19 protein-coding genes are annotated in these 18,396 nt (G+C 60.9%); 11 read left to right on the forward strand and 8 right to left on the reverse strand.

What is annotated here, in order from left to right; all coding sequences use genetic code 11:
* The first annotated feature begins 15 nt into the window (after positions 1–15).
* From AC4PTT_RS13950 to rsmA, 4 genes are all read left to right on the forward strand, one after another.
* Positions 16–2,385: an LPS-assembly protein LptD gene (locus tag AC4PTT_RS13950; protein ID WP_492161471.1), complete on the forward strand. Its 2,370-nt coding sequence runs from the start codon at positions 16–18 to the stop codon at positions 2,383–2,385.
* A 183-nt stretch (positions 2,386–2,568) separates the two neighbouring features.
* The gene (locus AC4PTT_RS13955) at positions 2,569–3,504 is read left to right on the forward strand and encodes a peptidylprolyl isomerase (protein WP_113154720.1); all 936 of its coding nucleotides are present in this window, start codon (positions 2,569–2,571) and stop codon (positions 3,502–3,504) included.
* Between the two features lie 67 nt (positions 3,505–3,571).
* The gene (gene pdxA / locus AC4PTT_RS13960; RefSeq protein WP_492161472.1) at positions 3,572–4,582 is read left to right on the forward strand and encodes a 4-hydroxythreonine-4-phosphate dehydrogenase PdxA; all 1,011 of its coding nucleotides are present in this window, start codon (positions 3,572–3,574) and stop codon (positions 4,580–4,582) included.
* Complete coding sequence (gene rsmA / locus AC4PTT_RS13965; protein WP_317089710.1) at positions 4,579–5,424, forward strand: 16S rRNA (adenine(1518)-N(6)/adenine(1519)-N(6))-dimethyltransferase RsmA; 846 nt, start codon at positions 4,579–4,581, stop codon at positions 5,422–5,424. The genes pdxA and rsmA overlap by 4 nt, the downstream gene beginning before the upstream one ends.
* Before the next feature lie 54 nt (positions 5,425–5,478).
* Here the strand turns inward: rsmA and gmk are convergent, their stop codons facing one another.
* The 8 genes from gmk to fabD all read right to left on the reverse strand — a co-directional run bounded on the left by gmk (position 5,479) and on the right by fabD (position 12,517).
* Positions 5,479–6,144, reverse strand: a complete 666-nt coding sequence (gene gmk, locus AC4PTT_RS13970; protein WP_113154717.1) for a guanylate kinase — start codon at positions 6,142–6,144, stop codon at positions 5,479–5,481.
* 3 nt (positions 6,145–6,147) lie between these two features.
* Entirely contained in the window at positions 6,148–7,038 is an 891-nt protein-coding gene (locus tag AC4PTT_RS13975; RefSeq protein ID WP_206546644.1) for a YicC/YloC family endoribonuclease, read from the reverse strand.
* A gap of 29 nt (positions 7,039–7,067) precedes the next feature.
* Complete coding sequence (mltG, locus tag AC4PTT_RS13980; RefSeq protein WP_113154715.1) at positions 7,068–8,225, reverse strand: endolytic transglycosylase MltG; 1,158 nt, start codon at positions 8,223–8,225, stop codon at positions 7,068–7,070.
* A gap of 192 nt (positions 8,226–8,417) precedes the next feature.
* Complete coding sequence (fabF, locus tag AC4PTT_RS13985; RefSeq protein ID WP_206546643.1) at positions 8,418–9,674, reverse strand: beta-ketoacyl-ACP synthase II; 1,257 nt, start codon at positions 9,672–9,674, stop codon at positions 8,418–8,420.
* 51 nt (positions 9,675–9,725) lie between these two features.
* Entirely contained in the window at positions 9,726–9,962 is a 237-nt protein-coding gene (locus AC4PTT_RS13990; RefSeq protein WP_113154713.1) for an acyl carrier protein, read from the reverse strand.
* Between the two features lie 197 nt (positions 9,963–10,159).
* Positions 10,160–10,750 (reverse strand): GNAT family N-acetyltransferase, encoded by a 591-nt coding sequence (locus tag AC4PTT_RS13995; protein WP_492161473.1) that lies wholly within the window; start codon positions 10,748–10,750, stop codon positions 10,160–10,162.
* Positions 10,751–10,772: 22 nt separating this feature from the next.
* Positions 10,773–11,510 (reverse strand): 3-oxoacyl-[acyl-carrier-protein] reductase, encoded by a 738-nt coding sequence (gene fabG, locus AC4PTT_RS14000; RefSeq protein ID WP_206546641.1) that lies wholly within the window; start codon positions 11,508–11,510, stop codon positions 10,773–10,775.
* A 65-nt stretch (positions 11,511–11,575) separates the two neighbouring features.
* On the reverse strand, positions 11,576–12,517 hold the full coding sequence (gene fabD / locus AC4PTT_RS14005; protein WP_206993575.1) for an ACP S-malonyltransferase: 942 nt from the start codon (positions 12,515–12,517) through the stop codon (positions 11,576–11,578).
* A 180-nt stretch (positions 12,518–12,697) separates the two neighbouring features.
* Here fabD and AC4PTT_RS14010 point away from each other — a divergent pair, with 180 nt between their 5' ends.
* The 7 genes from AC4PTT_RS14010 (at position 12,698) to AC4PTT_RS14040 (ending at position 18,231) form a co-directional block, all read left to right on the forward strand.
* Complete coding sequence (locus tag AC4PTT_RS14010) at positions 12,698–12,970, forward strand: hypothetical protein (protein ID WP_206547378.1); 273 nt, start codon at positions 12,698–12,700, stop codon at positions 12,968–12,970.
* 146 nt (positions 12,971–13,116) lie between these two features.
* Positions 13,117–14,046: an ABC transporter ATP-binding protein gene (locus tag AC4PTT_RS14015; RefSeq protein ID WP_492161474.1), complete on the forward strand. Its 930-nt coding sequence runs from the start codon at positions 13,117–13,119 to the stop codon at positions 14,044–14,046.
* Entirely contained in the window at positions 14,043–14,804 is a 762-nt protein-coding gene (locus tag AC4PTT_RS14020; RefSeq protein ID WP_206546637.1) for an ABC transporter permease, read from the forward strand. Before AC4PTT_RS14015 ends, AC4PTT_RS14020 begins: the two co-directional genes overlap by 4 nt.
* A gap of 393 nt (positions 14,805–15,197) precedes the next feature.
* On the forward strand, positions 15,198–15,629 hold the full coding sequence (rpsF, locus tag AC4PTT_RS14025; protein ID WP_113154705.1) for a 30S ribosomal protein S6: 432 nt from the start codon (positions 15,198–15,200) through the stop codon (positions 15,627–15,629).
* Positions 15,629–15,877: a 30S ribosomal protein S18 gene (rpsR, locus tag AC4PTT_RS14030; protein ID WP_002963610.1), complete on the forward strand. Its 249-nt coding sequence runs from the start codon at positions 15,629–15,631 to the stop codon at positions 15,875–15,877. The genes rpsF and rpsR overlap by 1 nt, the downstream gene beginning before the upstream one ends.
* A gap of 203 nt (positions 15,878–16,080) precedes the next feature.
* Positions 16,081–16,704 carry a 50S ribosomal protein L9 gene (gene rplI / locus AC4PTT_RS14035; RefSeq protein ID WP_113154704.1) on the forward strand — a complete coding sequence of 208 codons (624 nt, stop codon included), beginning with the start codon at positions 16,081–16,083 and terminating at the stop codon, positions 16,702–16,704.
* Between the two features lie 267 nt (positions 16,705–16,971).
* Complete coding sequence (locus tag AC4PTT_RS14040; RefSeq protein WP_492161475.1) at positions 16,972–18,231, forward strand: cyclopropane fatty acid synthase; 1,260 nt, start codon at positions 16,972–16,974, stop codon at positions 18,229–18,231.
* Positions 18,232–18,396 lie beyond the last annotated feature (165 nt).

Below are 18,396 nucleotides of genomic sequence, written 5' to 3' on the forward strand. Positions count from 1 at the left end.
GCAAACAGAGCCGGCATGTCCGCACGGTTAGCGCATTTGATGGGCGCGACCGCGTTGGCGACCTTGTGCACCTATGCATTGCTTCCGCAGGTCACTGCCCTGGCGCAGACCGGCGGGCTGGACGTATCGGACCTTCCGCAAGACGCACAGATGCTGCTGACGGCGGACAATCTCATTTACGACAACGATCAGAGCACGATCACTGCCGCCGGCGGTGTGCAGATCGAATATGCCGGAAACAATCTCGTTGCAGACCGGGTCGTCTATGACCGGGCAACGTCCCGCGTTGTTGCGCGCGGCCGTGTGCAGATCATCGAGAAAGACGGCAACAAGATCTATGCAGACGAGATCGACGTCACGGATGACTTCCGCGACGGCTTCGTCAATGCGCTGCGCGTCGAGACTGTCGACAAGACCTATTTCGCTGCCGAGAGCGCTGAACGCTCAGGCGGTCGGCTGACCACCTTCAACAATGGTGTCTACACCGCGTGCGAACCCTGCCGTGACAAACCCGGCAAACCGCCGATCTGGCAGATCAAGGCACAGAAGATCATCTGGAACGGTGAATCCAAGACAGTTCGTTTTGAGCGTTCGCGATTCGAATTCTTCGGCATGCCGATTGCCTACCTCCCCTATCTCGAGGTGGCGGACCCGACGGTGAAGCGCAAAACGGGCTTCCTGATTCCGAGCGCTTCATACAATGACGAGCTCGGCTTCGGCGTCAGCGTTCCCTATTACCTCGCGCTCTCGCCGACGTATGACCTTACGGTAACAGGCACCTACTATACGAATCAGGGCTTCCTTGGCGAAGCCGAGTGGCGTCAGCGTTTCGACAACGGCCAGTACAGCGTCAAGATTGCCGGTATCAAGCAGCAGGACCCCGAGGCCTGGAGGCCGAACACGGTCAATGGCAGCGAAGACGGCCGTGGCATGATCGGCTCCAAAGGCCAGTTCCGCGTCAACCCGCGCTGGACCTTCGGCTGGGACGTGCTTGCGCAGACCGACAAGAACTTCTCGCGCACCTATGGCATCGACGGGTTCTCGGACACGGTTCAGACATCCCAGCTTTATCTGACCGGCCTTGATGACCGGAACTTCTTCGACCTGCGCGCCTACCATTTCGACGTTCAGGAAGACGTGTTGGACTCCTCCCCCAGTGCGCGTGACGATCAGCAGCCCTGGGTTCTGCCGAGCTTCGACTATTCCTATACACCGGACATGTCGGTGGCTGGCGGCGAGCTCAATCTCGATATCAATGTTCAAAACATCTATCGGGATCAGTTGAGTGGGCGCACTGTTTCCGGGATGCCATCGGCGTACGAGCGTATCGACGGTATGGATGGGCTTGCCAGCCGCATGACGGCCGAAGCCGAGTGGAAGCGCTCTTTCGTCACGTCGGGCGGTCTCGTCGTGACCCCGCTTCTGCAGGCCCGTGGCGACGCGATCTATACCGATTATGATGCCACCACGGTCAATGGCATCACCAGCTTCGAGCTGAATGGCACCCCGGTCGGCAGCGATATGCGCTCCTCCTACTATCGCTACATGGCGACGGCAGGTCTGGAAGCGCGCTGGCCGATCCTTTTCTCCACCACGAGCGCCAGCCACGTGCTGGAACCCGTGGCGCAGATCTTCGTCCGGCCCGACGCTCCCTATCAGGACAAGCTCGGCATTCCGAACGAAGATGCGCAGTCGCTCGTGTTCGACGCGACGACGCTGTTCGAGCGTGACAAGTTCTCCGGCTATGACCGCATTGAGGGTGGTACGCGCGCCAATGTCGGCATCCGCTACTCCGGCAGTTTCGCCAATGGCTGGACTGCTCAGGGCCTCTTCGGTCAGTCCTACCAGATTGCCGGCGCGAACCCCTATGCGGCTCCTGATCTGGTCAATGTCGGCGCCTATTCCGGCCTTGAGACGGACGTCTCCGACTTTGTCGGCATGATCGGTTTCGCCAGCCCGGGCGGCTTTGCATTCTCCGCCGGTGCACGGTTCGACGAGGAGACCTTCGACGTACGCCGTACCGACCTGAAGACCGCCGCCACCGTTGGCGCGGTAACCGGTTCGTTGCAGTACGCCTATATCGAGGCCCAGCCACTATACGGGTTTGAAACCGACCGACAGGAAGTGACGGGCGTCGCGAGGATCAAGTTCGACGAGAACTGGAGCGGTTTTGCTTCGGGCACTTACGACATCGAGAGCGAGACGGTCGTAAAGAACGACTACGGGTTCTCCTATGGCGATGAGTGCTTCATCTATTCGATGACCTATTCGCGCAGCGAAAACCGCGTGACCAAGGAAACCGACCATTCGTTCGGCTTCCGCGTGTCGCTGCGCACCATCGGCGATTTCGGCACCAGCAGCGGCGACTTCGGGTCAAGCTTCTGAGGCTGTGAGCCTTTGAACAGGCAGGCCGGGAGCTTCGCTTCCGGCCTCATTTGGACATGACCTCCCCTAAAGTCATGATTTTGCCCCAGGCTGGCGGATAAAACGGTCCAAGGGACTGTAGCTCCAGTGCATTTGCTGTTATCCCAGACGCAATTGCGGGGTGCAAAAGTGAGAAATGTGACGATGTTTAGCAATTGCAGGCGTATTGTGCGCGCGAGCGTGTTGACGTTGGCCGTGGCGACGGCAATGCCCATTCTCGGCGGTACCAGTGCCATGGCGACCGAAATTCGCTATGTGGTCAACAATCTTCCGGTGACCAGCTACGATATCGACCGGCGCGTCGCATTTCTGCGACTGCAGCGCGAGGGTGGCAATCTGCGCCAGAAAGCCACCGATCAGATGATCGAGCAGACGCTCAAGCTGCAGGAAATGCAGCGGCGCAACATCAACATCCCCAAAGAGATGGTGGATCAGGCCTATCAGCGCTTCGCCAGCGGAAACCGGATGACCACCAGCCAGTTGAACCAGGTGATGGCGCAGTCGGGCGTGACGGCAGCGCACTTCAAGGATTTCATCCGTTCGCAGATCGGCTGGAGCCGCGTCATGCAGGCGCGCAACAGCTCTTCCGGCGGCATGAGCGAGCAGGATGTTGTAGCCAAGATGCTTCAGCAGGGTGGCAACAAACCGAGCGCGACCGAATACATGCTTCAGCAGGTCATCTTCGTCGTTCCGTCTGCCGAGCGCTCGAAGTTACTTGGCAAGCGCCAGCGCGAAGCACAGGCGCTGCGTGGCCGCTTCCGGGGCTGCGATTCGACCCGTGAGTTCGCCAAGGGGCTGATTGACGTGACCGTGCGTGACCTTGGCCGTATTCTTGAACCGGAGCTGCCGGGCGACTGGAAAGACCAGATCAAGAAGACGTCCCCCGGCAACGCGACCGGCGTGCGCACGACAGAGCGCGGCGTCGAGTTCATCGGCGTTTGCAGCACGCGCGAAGTTTCCGACGACCGTGTCGCTCAGATGATGTTCCAGAGTGAAGGCTCGGGCGGCGAGGACATGGAAAAGGCCTCGCAGGAATATCTCGCCGAGCTGCGCAAGAACGCGCGCATCACCAAGCGCTGATTGTTCTTCATGAGCCCGGCCTTGCCGGGCTCATCTTTCTTCGACCCTAGATTCAACGAGGTGGCTCTTGCGCCCGCTCGCGCTAAGCATTGGCGATCCGTCCGGAATCGGCCCGGAGGTCATTCTTCAGGCCTGGCTTCGGCGCGACCAGGATAAGCTGTCGCCCTTCTATGTTCTCGGCGACCCTGCCCTTCTGGCCGCACGCGCGCGCCATCTGGGGCTCGACGTACCGCTGTGCGAGGCAGAGCCCGAGGCGGCAGAGACCGCTTTTGACAATCGGCTGCCGGTCGCACCGCTCGAAAACCGTTTGACCGACAGCGCAGGCCAGCCCGAGACGGTGAATGCGGCCGGTGTCATCGAGGCCATATCACGCGCCGTGACGGATACGGTGGAAAGCCGTGCGGCGGCTGTGGTCACCGCGCCCATCGCCAAGAAGCCGCTCTATGATGCAGGCTTTCGTTTTCCGGGCCACACGGAGTTTCTGGGCCATCTGGCAGAGGAGCTGACCGGCAGGCCGGCCACGCCTGTCATGATGCTTGCAGGCCCCGATCTGCGGACCGTTCCGGTGACCGTTCATCAGGCGCTGGCAGGGGTTCCTGAAACCCTGACGCAGGCGCTCGTGGAAGAGATCGCGCGGATCACGCATCGGGAGCTGCGTCAGCGCTTCGGCATCGCGGAACCGCGCCTTGCCATTGCCGGGCTCAACCCGCATGCCGGCGAAGGCGGGGCCATGGGCACGGAAGACCGTGACGTCATCGCGCCGGCGATCCACGCGCTTCAGGAAGACGGGATCAACGCATTCGGTCCCCTGCCCGCCGACACGATGTTTCACGCCCGCGCCCGCACTGGCTATGACGCCGCACTTTGCATGTATCACGATCAGGCGCTGATCCCCGTGAAGACCATTGCCTTTGACGAGACGGTGAACGTCACGCTCGGCCTTCCCTTCATCCGCACATCTCCCGATCACGGCACGGCATTCGACATTGCCGGACGCGGCATCGCCCGGCCCGACAGCCTGATTGCGGCGATCAGGCTTGCGCGCCGGCTCTCAGACAATACGGACACCATAAAATGACGGCCGATGGCCTGCCACCACTCAGAGAGGTCATCGCCAGGCATGGCCTCGCCGCCAAGAAATCGCTCGGCCAGAACTTTCTTCTGGATCTGAACCTGACGGCCAAGGTCGCCCGGGCTGCGGGCGATCTTGAAGGCGCGACGGTGATCGAGGTCGGCCCCGGACCGGGCGGTCTGACGCGCGCCCTGCTGATGGCCGGCGCAGAACGCGTGATCGCCATCGAACGTGACGAGCGCTGTCTCGATGCGCTGGCGGAGATCGCCGCGCACTATCCGGGCCGGCTCGACGTGGTGAATGGCGACGCCATGGAAACGGACTTCGCAGCCCTCGCCCCGGAGGCGCACGGCAAGGTGCGGATTGTCGCCAACCTGCCCTACAATATCGGAACGGAGCTTCTCGTACGCTGGCTGACGCCCGACGCATGGCCGCCCTTCTACGCCTCGATGACGCTGATGTTCCAGCGCGAAGTGGCGCAGCGCATCGTCGCCGAACCCGGCGACAAGGCCTATGGTCGGCTTGGCGTTCTGGCCGGCTGGCGCACCGTCTCCAAGATCGCCTTTGACCTGCCTCCGCAGGCCTTTACGCCCCCGCCGAAAGTGACGTCGTCCGTGGTGCATATCGTGCCGCGCGCCGAGCCGCTGGCGGTCGAGCCCAAAAGGCTGGCGAAGATCACGGAAGCAGCCTTTGGCCAGCGCCGCAAGATGCTGCGCCAGAGCGTCAAATCGCTGGGTGGTGAAGCGCTTCTGGCGCGCGCAGGGATCGATGCGACGCGACGTGCGGAAACGCTCTCAGTGGCCGAATTCGTGGCGCTGGCCAACGCTTCCCAGACCGGTTCATCCTGACGGATTTTGCAGATGGTCGGGTAAGGCAGCCCGACCATGAAATGCAAATGAAGCTCAGTTGCCGTCTTCGCTGAGCAGGCCCGAAACGAAATCAAACAGGCCGGGGCGGCGGTCGCGCCGCAGGCGCTCTGCCTCAACGATGGAGCGCACCGACGAAAAGGCGTGATCGAGCTCTTCATTGATCACGACATAATCGTAATCCAGCCATTTCTCGATTTCCGTCCGCGCATTCTTCAGACGCGTCTGGATGATCTCGGGCGTATCCTCGGCGCGCCGCGTGAGACGGCCAAGCAGCTCCTTCATGCTGGGCGGCAGGATGAAGATGGAGACCACATCCCCGCGCATTTTCTCGCGCAGCTGCTCCGCGCCCTGCCAGTCGATGTCGAACAGCATGTCGCGCCCCTCGGTCAGCGCCTTTTCGACAGGCGCGCGGGGGGTACCGTAGAAATTGCCGTGAACCTCGGCCCACTCCAGCAATTCGTCATTGTCGCGCATGATCTCGAATTCGCGCTGCGTCTTGAAGTGGTAGTGCACCCCTTCAATTTCGCTGGCGCGGCGGGGGCGCGTGGTAACGCTTACCGAAAGTTCAAACCCCTTCACCTCGGCCAGAAGCGTGCGTGCGATGGTCGACTTGCCTGCACCCGAAGGTGAAGACAGGACGAGCATAAGGCCGCGGCGCGCGACTTCGGTCGAAACGGCAGGAGACGTCTGCGAGGACATGGTCTACTCCAGATTTTGGACCTGCTCGCGGAACTGATCGACGACGGCCTTTAATTCAAGGCCGATGGCCGTGACGGTTGTCGCGTTGGACTTTGAGCAAAGCGTGTTGGATTCGCGGTTGAACTCCTGACCGAGGAAGTCAAGCTTTCGACCTATGGGGCCGCCGGAGGCGATCAGAGCCCGGGCCGATGCGATATGTGCGCGCAAACGGTCGATCTCTTCACGGATATCCGCCTTGCCTGCAAGGATGGCGGCCTCGGCGTGGAGGCGGGCTTCATCGAAGCCGGTGGTCGCATCCATGAGGCGGGCGACCTGCTCGCTCAGACGCTGGCGTATGGCCTCGGGCGAGCGGGAGGAATCATTTTCGACCTGATCGGTCAGCGTCTCGATGCGCGCCACCTGGTCAAGCAGGATACGTTCGAGCGCCGCACCCTCATCCCGCCGCGCATTCTCAAGGCTGACAAGCGCCTCATCGAAGGTCGACAGAATGGCTTCGTCGAGCGAGGCGCGAACCTCTTCATCCGCCACGGGATCGGCATAGTCGAGCACACCGCGCAGGCCCAGCAGCCCGTCTGCCGTTGCAGGAGCAGCGCCGAACTGCTCGTGCAGGCGACCGGCCAGTTCTGCGACCTCTTTCAGGAACTCTTCATCGACAACCGGGCGGCGCAGAGCGCCATTCTGCGTAAAATTCAGCGAAGCCTGCACATTGCCGCGCGAAAAGCGCTTCTGCAGACGCTGGCGCGCGCCCTGCTCGATCCGTTCAAAACCGGGAGGGAGGCGAAAGCGGGTTTCAAGGCTGCGCCCGTTTACCGATTTCAGCTCCCAAGCGATGCCACCGGCATCATGGTCGCGCGAAGCACGGGCAAAGCCCGTCATGCTTTGAAGCCTGCTCATGCGTCCCCCTCTTCGCGCGACGGTCCGGCTCAGTTGGAGCCGGCCTCGTCTTCCGTCTGGCGCTCGCGCTCCAGCTTGCGCCAGCGTGCGACGTTCTCATTGTGCTCTTTGAGCGTCTTGGCAAAGGCGTGACCGCCCGTACCGTCCGCGACGAAGTAGAGTTCGTCGGTCTGCGACGGGTTTGCCACGGCCTCAAGCGCCGCACGGCCCGGATTGGCGATCGGTGTGGGCGGAAGCCCGTCGATCTGATAGGTGTTGTAAGGCGTCTTCTTGTCGATGTCGGACCGGTAGATCGGGCGATCGGCCGGTTTGCCCTGGCCGCCAAACAGACCATAGATGATGGTCGGGTCCGACTGCAGACGCATGCCCTTGTTCAGACGGTTGATGAAGACGGCTGCAACGCGCGGGCGCTCGTCGGCAATGCCGGTTTCCTTCTCCACGATGGAGGCCAGCGTTACGAACTCGTTCTTGTCCTTGACCGGAAGTCCCTCGTCGCGGCGCTCCCAGATGCTGTCGACCAGCTCGCGCTGATCCTCAAGGAGCTTCTCGACGACCGCCGTGCGGTCCATGCCGCGCGTAAAGCGCAGCGTGTCGGCTGCAAGACTGCCTTCCGGCGGCATCTCATCCGGCAGCTTGCCGGAGAGTTCCGGGGTATCCTGAATACGCTGGAACACCTCGACGACGGTCCGCCCTTCCGGGATGGTGAGCGAGTAAAGAACGCTCTTGCCGCTCTTCAGAAGCTCCATGACGTCATGCATCGAAGCGCGGGCGTCGATGGCGTACTCACCGGCCTTGAGCTCGGAATCGGCGCCATAGGCGCGCACACCGATGGAGAAGATGCGCGCATCGCTGATCACGCCCTCGCGCTCGAGCAGGCTGGCGATCTGGTTCACACCCGTGTTCGGTTTGATGAGAACGGTCTCGGCCGTGCTTGACGGGCCGGGCTGATGGAATTCGCGCTTGCCGAAATAGAAGGCGAAGCCGGCCAGAACCACCAGAAAGACGATGGAAGAGAAGACGAAGTTGAAGAACACCACGAACTGGCTGCGCGCGCGCCTGGAGCGCTTCGGTGGCGGGGTTCCCGCCTCCGGTCGTAATGTCTGGCTGGCCGGTTTGAACGTACGGCCGCGCTCTTCGTCTGGCTGGCGGCCATAGCCGCTGGAATTATCGCCGGAAGTCCCTGTCATGCTTCTTGGACCGCTCCCTTTCAGAACGGCGCCAATTGCCGCCGGTCCTGTCCTATTCTGTGTTCGCGTTATGAACGTTTACGCAAGTTTCGAAAATTGCGTCACCGGAGCTTGCCGCGCGCCATTTCGATTCGTGTCAGAACAGAATGAATTGCGAAAATGGCAAAACTGCAAGCCCGCTATCGGAAACGTTCAGGCCTCATAACGCTTGAATACGAGAGACGCGTTGGTGCCGCCAAAGCCAAAGGAGTTGGAGAGCGCTACGTCAACCTGACGTTCGCGCGGCTTGTTGGGCACCAGATCGATGGCCGTTTCAACCTGTGGATTGTCCAGATTGATGGTCGGCGGCACGATGTTGTCGCGAATGGCCAGAACCGAGAAGATCGCTTCTGCTGCACCCGCGGCACCAAGCAGATGGCCGATGGCCGACTTGGTGGACGACATCGAAACATTGCCTGCGGCATCGCCCATGAGGCGCTCCACGGCTCCAAGCTCGATGGTGTCCGCCATGGTCGAAGTGCCATGTGCGTTGATGTAGTCCAGATCGGCAGGTGTCATGCCGGCGCGCTTCAACGCTGCCTTCATGCAGCGATAGGCACCGTCGCCGTCTTCCGCCGGCGCCGTGATGTGATAGGCGTCGCCCGTCAGGCCATAGCCAACCACTTCGGCGTAAATCTTGGCGCCACGCGCCTTTGCATGCTCCAGCTCTTCCAGCACGAGCACGCCTGCACCCTCGCCCATGACGAAACCGTCGCGGTCGCGGTCATAGGGCCTGGAAGCGATTTCCGGCGTATCGTTGAAGCTGGTGGAGAGAGCCTTGCATGCGGAGAAGCCGGCGATCGACAGACGGGTGATCGGTGCTTCCGCACCACCCGCAAGCATGACGTCGGCGTCACCAAGCATGATGAGGCGCGCAGCATCGCCAATGGCGTGCGCGCCGGTGGAGCAAGCGGTCACGACCGCATGGTTCGGCCCCTTCAATCCGTGTCGAATGGACACCTGGCCGGACACCATGTTGATGATGTTGCCGGGGATGAAGAAGGGGCTGATGCGGCGCGGACCGCGCTGCTCCAGCGTCAAGGCGTTTTCAGCAATGCCTTCGATGCCGCCGATACCCGAACCGATCAGAACGCCGGTGGCGTATCTGTCGTCTTCGGTTTCCGGCTTCCAGCCGGAATCTTCCAGCGCCTGGTCTGCCGCAGCAATGCCGTAGGTGATGAACTCACCGATCTTGCGCTGCTCGCGGGGTTCCAGAAAGGCGTCGGGGTTGAACGCCCCTTCGCCTTCACGCGGGATCGTATTGGCGATCTTGCACGGCAGATCATCGACCTCAAAACTGTCGATGCGGCTGGCCGCACTCTTGCCCGAAAGCAGGCTCTTCCACCCATGTTCAACACCGAGGCCGAACGGTGAAAGAAGCCCCATACCGGTGACGACAACACGTCTCATATGCTGAATATCCGCCTTGACTACGTTTTTGTAGCGATAACGCCGGAGGCGTTAGGCGGTCGCCTTGTCGATGTACTTCACTGCGTCGCCGACGGTGAGGATCGTCTCGGCAGCGTCGTCCGGGATTTCAACGCCGAACTCTTCTTCAAAGGCCATGACCAGCTCGACGGTGTCGAGGCTGTCTGCGCCAAGATCATCAATGAAGCTTGCGCCTTCGTTCACCTTGTCGCCTTCGACGCCCAGATGCTCGACAACGATTTTCTTAACGCGTTCTGCAGTATCGCTCATGAGAGAACCCTCGACTTTCTGAATTTCCGATCTTCGTTAGCCGCACGATTGCCGCTAATCAAGCTAAATGACGACTAACCCGCTGACATGGCCAGCGCGAAGCCTTCGTTATTCCGTCCTCGATACACGGGTTACGCGCGGCTCGTGGAACGGCTTTCGGCGGGCGCATATCACGATTTAACTGCGCGAGCCAAGCGTTAATCACCCGACATCCACTTTGGACGAGCCCCCGGACGCGATCCATCCCGTGCCCGCCATGCCTTGTGCGAGAACCGCCATCGGACAGGCGCTGAACCGCTTTCCTCACCTTGCTTTGCGGCTGCTTCGACGGTTTCCGGCTGTGCGCCCAGAAACGAGGCGAGCCGGGCCGCCTGATGATTTTCAGCAGTGGTGTCGCCGAATATTTCCACCAGGCCGAGCTCTGAGAAGCCGAAATCGAGCAATGCGCCTGCGATCTCGGCAGCGCTGCCATAACGTCCCCAGAGGTCGGGAGAGAGTTCGATTCCGAGTTCGCCACTGTCCTGTGGACAATTCGCCGCGCGCAGCCCCGCACAGCCGACAAGGCGGCCGGTTTTACGACAGATCACTGCAAACTGGTGGTTTTTGCGCGGATACTCCGCTGCCCACTGGCGAAAGAGCGCAACAAGCTCTGCCGGATCGCCTGCGGCCTGTCCGGCCTTGCGGCGTGCGGAAACGAAACGCGGATCCGCCTGATAGGCCGCAAGGGCGGCCACATCGGCGGGCTCGAAATCCCGCAGAACAAAGCGTTTTGTCTCGAGCCCGCTCATCGTGTCGACCGGTGTGAACCGATCAGATCATTGCCATGCCGCCATTCACGTGCACGGTCTGGCCGGTCACGTAGGAAGCCTCGTTGGATGCGAGATAGGCGACAGCCGATGCGACTTCCGCACCATTGCCCATGCGCTTCATCGGAATGGCGCCCATGATGGCGTCACGCTGCTTGTCGTTGAGCTTGTCGGTCATGGCCGATTCGATGAAGCCCGGAGCAACGCAGTTGACCGTGATCGAGCGGCTGGCGATTTCCTGCGCCAGCGACTTGGAGAAGCCGATCAGGCCCGCCTTGGAGGCGCAGTAATTCGCCTGGCCGGGATTGCCGGTGACGCCCACCACGGAGGTGATGTTGATGATGCGGCCGAATCGGCGGCGCATCATCGGGTGCGTCAGCTCGCGGGTCAGACGGAAAACCGAGCCGAGATTGATCTCGAGGACCGAATCCCAGTCTTCGTCGCTCATGCGCACGAACAGGCCGTCGCGGGTGATGCCCGCATTGTTGACCAGAATGTCGACGCCTTCGAGTTCAGATTCCGCCTTCTCGGCCAACTGCTTGACTTCACTGCGATCCGACAGGTTCGCCGGCAGAAGCTTTACGCGGTCGCCCAGATCGGCGGCGAGCGCCTCGAGCTTCTCGACGCGCGTGCCATGCAGGCCGACAATGGCGCCCTGCGCATGCAGAATGCGCGCAATCGCCTCGCCAATGCCGCCGGTGGCGCCCGTCACCAGTGCCTTGCGGCCGCTCAGATCAAACATGACGTTGTCCTTTTCAGTCACCTGATTCATTGTTTGGGCACGATTGCCCATCGTGGCGCTGCTGCTCAGACGAGCGCAGCCATTGCCGTTTCGATATCGGCCGGCGTGTTGACCGGAACCGCCTTGAGATCGCGGTTGATGCGGCGCGCCAGCCCCGACAGGACCTTGCCCGAACCGATCTCGTAAAGCGTGTCGACGCCATTCTCGCCGAACCAGCCAACCGTTTCGCGCCAGCGCACACGGCCCGTCACCTGCTCGACCAGCCGCTCGGCAATCTCTTCGGGATCGCTCAGCGACGAAACCGTGACATTGGCCACGACAGGCACGATCGGCGCGTTTTTCTTCACATCGGCCAGTGCTTCGCGCATGGCGTCTGCGGCCGGCTTCATGAGCGCGGAGTGGAACGGCGCTGACACCGGCAGCATGATCGCGCGCTTCGCGCCCTTCTCCGTGGCAAACGCCGCTGCCTGCTCAACAGCCGCCTTTGCGCCGGAAATCACCAGCTGTCCGCCGCCATTGTCATTGGCGATCTGGCATACGCCGCTCCCGGCGGCCGCCTTGCAGATCTCTTCGACGTCTGCCGCCTCAAGGCCGATGATCGCCGCCATCGCACCCTCGCCAACCGGAACGGCTGCCTGCATGGCGTTGCCGCGAATGCGCAGGAGGCGCGCCGTATCGGCCAGCGAGAACATGCCGGCAGCGCAGAGCGCGGAATATTCGCCGAGCGAATGACCGGCCACGCAGGACACCTTGTCCTTCAGCGACAGACCACCCTTTTCCATGACACGCATTGCGGCAATGGAAACCGCCATCAGCGCCGGCTGTGCATTGGCCGTGAGCGTCAGCTCATCCTCCGGGCCTTCCCACATGATGCTGGAAAGCTTCTGCTCCAGCGCGTCGTCGACCTCGTGGAACACATCCCGTGCTTCCGGAAACGCATCCGCCAGATCGCGTCCCATGCCGACAGCCTGGCTGCCCTGTCCCGGAAAGGTGAAAGCGATGCCCATCGCCAAATCTCCAAAATAACATCGTTATCGGGCGCATCTGGTGACGCAACACAACTGGCGCGTCAAGCTTTTTGGGCATTTCGGGTCTTGCTCCTGCCCTGACATGAAAACTCCACAATTGAGGAGAGTAGTTGCCGGGCTCCGCCCCAATTCCGGTGGCGTGCAGGGGTATTTTCAGACATGTCTTTTGGAACTGAACAGCCGCAGGTGAAGACGCCGGCGCGCAAGGTCACACTTCTCCAGATGCTTGGCTTTGTTTCGGTGACGCTTTTTGTGTCCACCGAAGTGGCCGTGGCATCAGCTGCGGGCGTGTGGGGACTTTCCGGTCTTCTGCACCTCAACTCGGTCGGAGAAATCGTACTTGCGGTGATCGTCGGGCTGCCGGCGCTTTATGCAATGGTGCGCTGCGGACAGCTCGCCTTCGAGGCGGAGACGGACCCGGAAAACAATTAGGTCTGTCCCGAGGAGCGTTCGCCCCTCACCTTTCCATCCGGACGATGTCAGGGTTTGTCAGCGGGCATGGCGGTCCGCTGGCATGATGACGGCTTATTGCCTATATCTGCGCGGCTCCCCTTTTCCGATCTCACGGACGCGCTTCCATGACGACAGCCCTTTCCATAAAGAATCTATCCAAGACCTACAAAGGCGGCGTCACCGCGCTCAAATCGGTCGATCTCGACATCGAACGCGGTGAAATCCTCGCCCTGCTCGGCCCCAATGGCGCCGGCAAGACGACGATGATCTCGATCATCTGCGGGCTTGTGCGCCCCTCCACCGGCACGGTGAAGGTGGAAGGCAATGACATTGTCAGCCAGTACCGCGAGGCGCGAAAGCTGATCGGCCTCGTGCCGCAGGAACTGCACACCGAAACCTTCGAGACGGTCTGGGCCACGGTGAGTTACAGCCGCGGCCTGTTCGGCAAGAAGCCGAACCCGGCTCTGGTCGAGCAGATTTTGCGCGACCTCTCGCTCTACGAAAAGAAAGACAGCCAGATCATCGCGCTTTCAGGCGGCATGAAGCGGCGTGTCATGATCGCCAAGGCTCTGGCCCATGAGCCGCGCATCCTCTTTCTGGACGAGCCGACCGCCGGCGTCGACGTGGAGCTGCGCAAGGATATGTGGCGGCTGGTCAAGCGCCTGCGCGACACGGGCGTCACCATCATCCTGACCACGCATTACATCGAGGAGGCGGAGGAAATCGCCGACCGGGTGGGCGTCATCCGGAAGGGTGAGCTTCTTCTGGTCGAGGACAAGGCCGAACTGATGCGCAAGCTCGGTCAGAAGCAACTGACGCTCGACCTGCAAAAGCCGCTCGAGAGCCTGCCCGAGACGCTCTCCCATTTTGATCTGAAGCTGACCGACGATGGCCAGCAGATCATCTATTCCTATGACACGCAGGCAAACCGGACAGGCATCGCCACGCTTCTCTCGGCGCTTGGCGAGGCCGACATCATCGTCAAGGATCTCGATACACAGCAGCGCTCGCTTGAAGACATCTTCGTGAGCCTGGTGGTGGAGGAAAAGCAGTGAACTTCGAAGCCGTCAAATCCATCTATCTCTTCGAGATGGCGCGCATGAAGCGCACGCTCCTGCAAAGCGTGATCTCGCCGGTGCTCTCCACCTCTCTCTATTTCATCGTCTTCGGCGCGGCCATCGGCTCGCGCATCGAGGAGATCGACGGCGTGCAGTATGGCGCGTTCATCGTGCCGGGCCTGATGATGCTCACACTGTTGCAAAACTCGATCTCCAACGCGTCCTTCGGCATCTATTTCCCAAAATTCATCGGCACGATCTATGAGGTTCTGTCGGCGCCGATTTCGTTCTTCGAGATCGTGCTGGGCTATGTGGGGGCCGCGGCCACCAAATCGATCATTCTGGGCCTGATCATTCTGGCCACGGCGCATCTCTTCGTGCCCATCGAGATCAGGCACCCCTTCTGGATGCTCTTCTTTCTGGTGATGACGGCGGTGACTTTCAGCCTGTTCGGCTTCATCATCGGCATCTGGGCCGACAATTTCGAGAAACTGCAGCTCATTCCGCTGCTGGTGATCACGCCGCTCGTGTTTCTGGGCGGCTCGTTCTACTCGATCCAGATGCTGCCGGAATTCTGGCAGAAGGTGACGCTCGCCAACCCTGTTCTCTACCTCATCAGCGGCTTCCGCTGGAGCTTCTACGAGACCTCGGATGTGGGAATCGGCGTGAGCATCGGCATGATCTCGTTCTTCCTGGTTCTGTGCCTCGGCGCGATCTGGTGGATCTTCAAAACCGGCTACCGCCTGAAGACCTGACGGCAAAAACGGGTCGAAGCGGCCGCTCACTTGGAAAGACAAAGCGTCTGTGCGATGGCTATGTCGGGCACCCGGTCTGCCAGCCGCTTCTGGACCTGTGCGATCCGGCCAGTCTGGACCTCGATTTCTGGTATGTGCTCGCCTGAGGCAATCGCCTTGCATCTTTGCCCAGAACCTGTATAAGCGCGCGGTCTGCCGGTTTCAGCTGGGGGCTGAACGGAGGGCCGTGCGCCTGTGCGTGCGTTGTGAAGGCAAGTCCTTCCGCCTCCCGTGTCTCCGCTCTCGACCGTCTCGTCCAAGCGCCTTTCTTCGTCGGGCTTGCCCGCAAAGAGGTGTCGCTGAGGCTTTAGCCGCTGGGATCCGGTGTGACACAAAAGGAAGAAAGGCAAGACAATGGCACTTTACGAACACGTGTTCCTTGCCCGGCAGGATCTCTCGCCGCAGCAGGTTGACGCTCTTGTAGAACAGTTCAAGGGCATCATCGAGGCTGGTGGCGGCTCCGTCGGTCGGGTCGAGAACTGGGGACAGAAGTCCCTCGCCTACCGGATCAAGAAGAACCGCAAGGCTTATTTCACGCTCATGGACATCGACTCCCCGGCCGCAGCCGTGAAGGAAGTCGAGCGCCAGATGGGTCTGTCGGAAGACATCCTCCGCTTCATGACCGTTCGCGTCGAAGCACACGAGGAAGGCCCGTCCGCAATGATGCAGCGCCGTGATGACCGTGGCCCGCGTCGTGACGACCGTGGCCCGCGCGGCCCGCGCCGTGACGACCGTGGTCCCCGTCGCGAGTTTGACCGCGACAACAAGAAGGAAGGCTCCGAATAATGGTCGATATCAACCAGATCCCGACGCGGCGCCCGTTCCATCGTCGTCGCAAGACCTGCCCGTTCTCCGGCGCCAACGCTCCGAAGATCGATTACAAGGACGTAAAGCTCCTGCAGCGCTACATTTCCGAGCGCGGCAAGATCGTCCCCTCCCGCATCACCGCGGTGAGCCAGAAGAAGCAGCGCGAGCTGGCCAAGGCCATCAAGCGCGCTCGTTTCCTGGGCCTTCTCCCCTACGTGGTGAAGTAAGTTTCGGCGCGGGCGGTTTATCCGCCCGCCCACTCTCCGCGGCGGGCGCGGAAGAGTTCTTTCAAATCCCGAGTTGGGGCCTTTGCCCCTAACTGCCACCGGCAGGACAGCGACCCTGATGCCGCACAGACCGGCATTTTCCGTTTCTGACCTGCCCTGATTTGTTTTCCGGCTCCAAAAGCCGATGAAGAAGGACAGAAACGATGGACGTCATTCTCCTTGAACGCATTGCCAAGCTCGGCCAGATGGGCGACGAGGTAAAGGTCAAAGACGGTTACGCACGCAACTTCCTGCTGCCGCGCGGCAAGGCTCTGCGCGCCAACGCTGCCAACCGCAAGAAGTTCGAAGGCCAGCGCGTTGAGCTCGAGGCCCGCAACCTCGAACAGAAGAAGGAAGCCGAAAGCGTTGCAGAGCAGCTCGACGGCAAGTCCTTCGTGGTTGTGCGCTCCGCAGCCGAGACCGGTCAGCTTTACGGTTCTGTTGCAGCCCGCGACATCGTCGAGTTCCTGGCCGAAGAAGGCTTCAAGATCGGCCGCAGCCAGGTTGAGCTCAACCACCCGATCAAGACGATCGGCCTGGTCAATGTCGCCATCGCCCTGCATGCAGAGGTCGAGGCAACCGTGACGCTGAACATCGCTCGCTCGAGCGACGAGGCAGAGCGCCAGGCACGCGGCGAGACGCTCGATTCCGCTGAAGCCATTTACGGCGACGACATCAACGACACCGCGCGCCCGGACGAGTTCTTCGATCCGGAAGCCGAGTACGATGATGAAGCTTCGGAAGCCGGCGCAGAAGCAGCCGAAGGCGACGAAGAAGAGAACGCGTAAGTCAACGCGCCTCATCGGTTTGAAGCCGGGCGGAAACGCCCGGCTTTTTTATTGCCTGAAAGCGGTGATGGACTGCTTGCCGGTTTCAGAGCGCCTGTTTCGCAGCGAATGCTGCGGGATCAGTCGGCTTCGTCTCAATCGAATGCTTCATGTCAACAGACGGCAGGAATAATCATCTGGCTAAAGACAGGATGAGGTCTGGCCCTTTTCAATCCTCATAAAATTGTTTCATAATCACACCCTCCCGAGACTTTTGGGGGTGTTGCGATGAACTGGTTGCTTGAGAAATTCGTTTTTCGCCTGGTCCGCAAAGGCACGCTTTCAATAACCGACGCGGCCGGCAAAACGCATGTCTTCGGTGACGGGACAGGGTGTCCCGTCCATATCGTTATTCGCACAGCGGCGGCAGAGCGCGCCATGGCGCTCGACCCCATGCTTGCCGTGCCGGAGCGATACATGGAAGGCGACGTGGATATCGTCGAAGGCGATATCCTGACCTTTCTGCAAATAGTCTACACCAATATGGATGAGACGCAGACCCAGCCTTTCCTGCTCAGGCTGGGCGAGATGCTTCGCTACCCGTTGCGGCGTCTTCATCAACTCAACACACAGGCGCGCTCCAGGCGCAATGTGCGGCGGCATTACGATCTTTCCGAAGAGCTCTACCGCCTCTTCCTCGATGAGGACATGCAGTATTCCTGCGCCTATTTCGAGACGCCGGACGTTTCTCTGGAAGAGGCGCAACGCGCCAAGAAGCGCCACATCATGGCGAAGCTCGCGCTACAGCCCGGCCACCGGGTGCTGGACATAGGGTCTGGCTGGGGCGGTCTCGGTCTCGACATTGCCCGCCAGTTCGACGCGCAACTCCTTGGCGTAACGCTCTCGGAAGAACAGCACCGGGTTTCGAGCGCGCGCGCACAAGAAGCGGGGCTTTCAGACAAGGCCCGGTTCAAGATCGTCGATTATCGCTCGCTGACGGGTCCGTTCGACCGGATTGTCTCGGTCGGCATGTTCGAACATGTGGGCATCAACCATTACCGCACTTATTTCGACCAGTGCGCGCGGCTTCTGGCCGATGATGGCGTGATGCTTCTGCACACGATTGGCCGCTCGACCGGCCCTTCGATCACCAATGCCTTCATCCGCAAATACATCTTCCCGGGCGGCTACATCCCCGCCCTGTCGGAAATGCTACCCCCGATCGAGAAGTCGGGGCTGATCGTGACCGATGTGGAGATCCTGCGCATCCACTATGCGGATACGCTGAAGCACTGGCAGGAACGCTTCCAGAAAAACCGCGCCCGGGCGGTGGAGATTTATGACGAGCGCTTCGCGCGCATGTGGGAATTCTACCTGGCAGGCTCGGAGGCCTCATTCCGGTGGCAGGAGATGGTGGTGTTCCAGATCCAGCTGACCAAGAAGCGGGAAACGCTGCCGGTGACCCGCGACTATATCGCAGATACGGAGAAGCGGCTCGCGAACCCCAACGGCAAGCGACCGGGAAAATTCAAGCAGGCAGCGGAGTAAAAAGCGCCTCTTCCGTCCCAAAGATAGATGCGTGGCTGTCAAGCGAATCATCTAATATGGATGGCATTTCTGGACGCTGTGGTTTTCATGTCGCGGCTGGCGGTGGATAGCGGGGTTTGCAGGCTGGAACAGCCTTCAAGGTCTTATCCTCAGAGCCTGCAGCGT

The organism is Nitratireductor sp. WH36-1 (genome assembly GCF_058725515.1).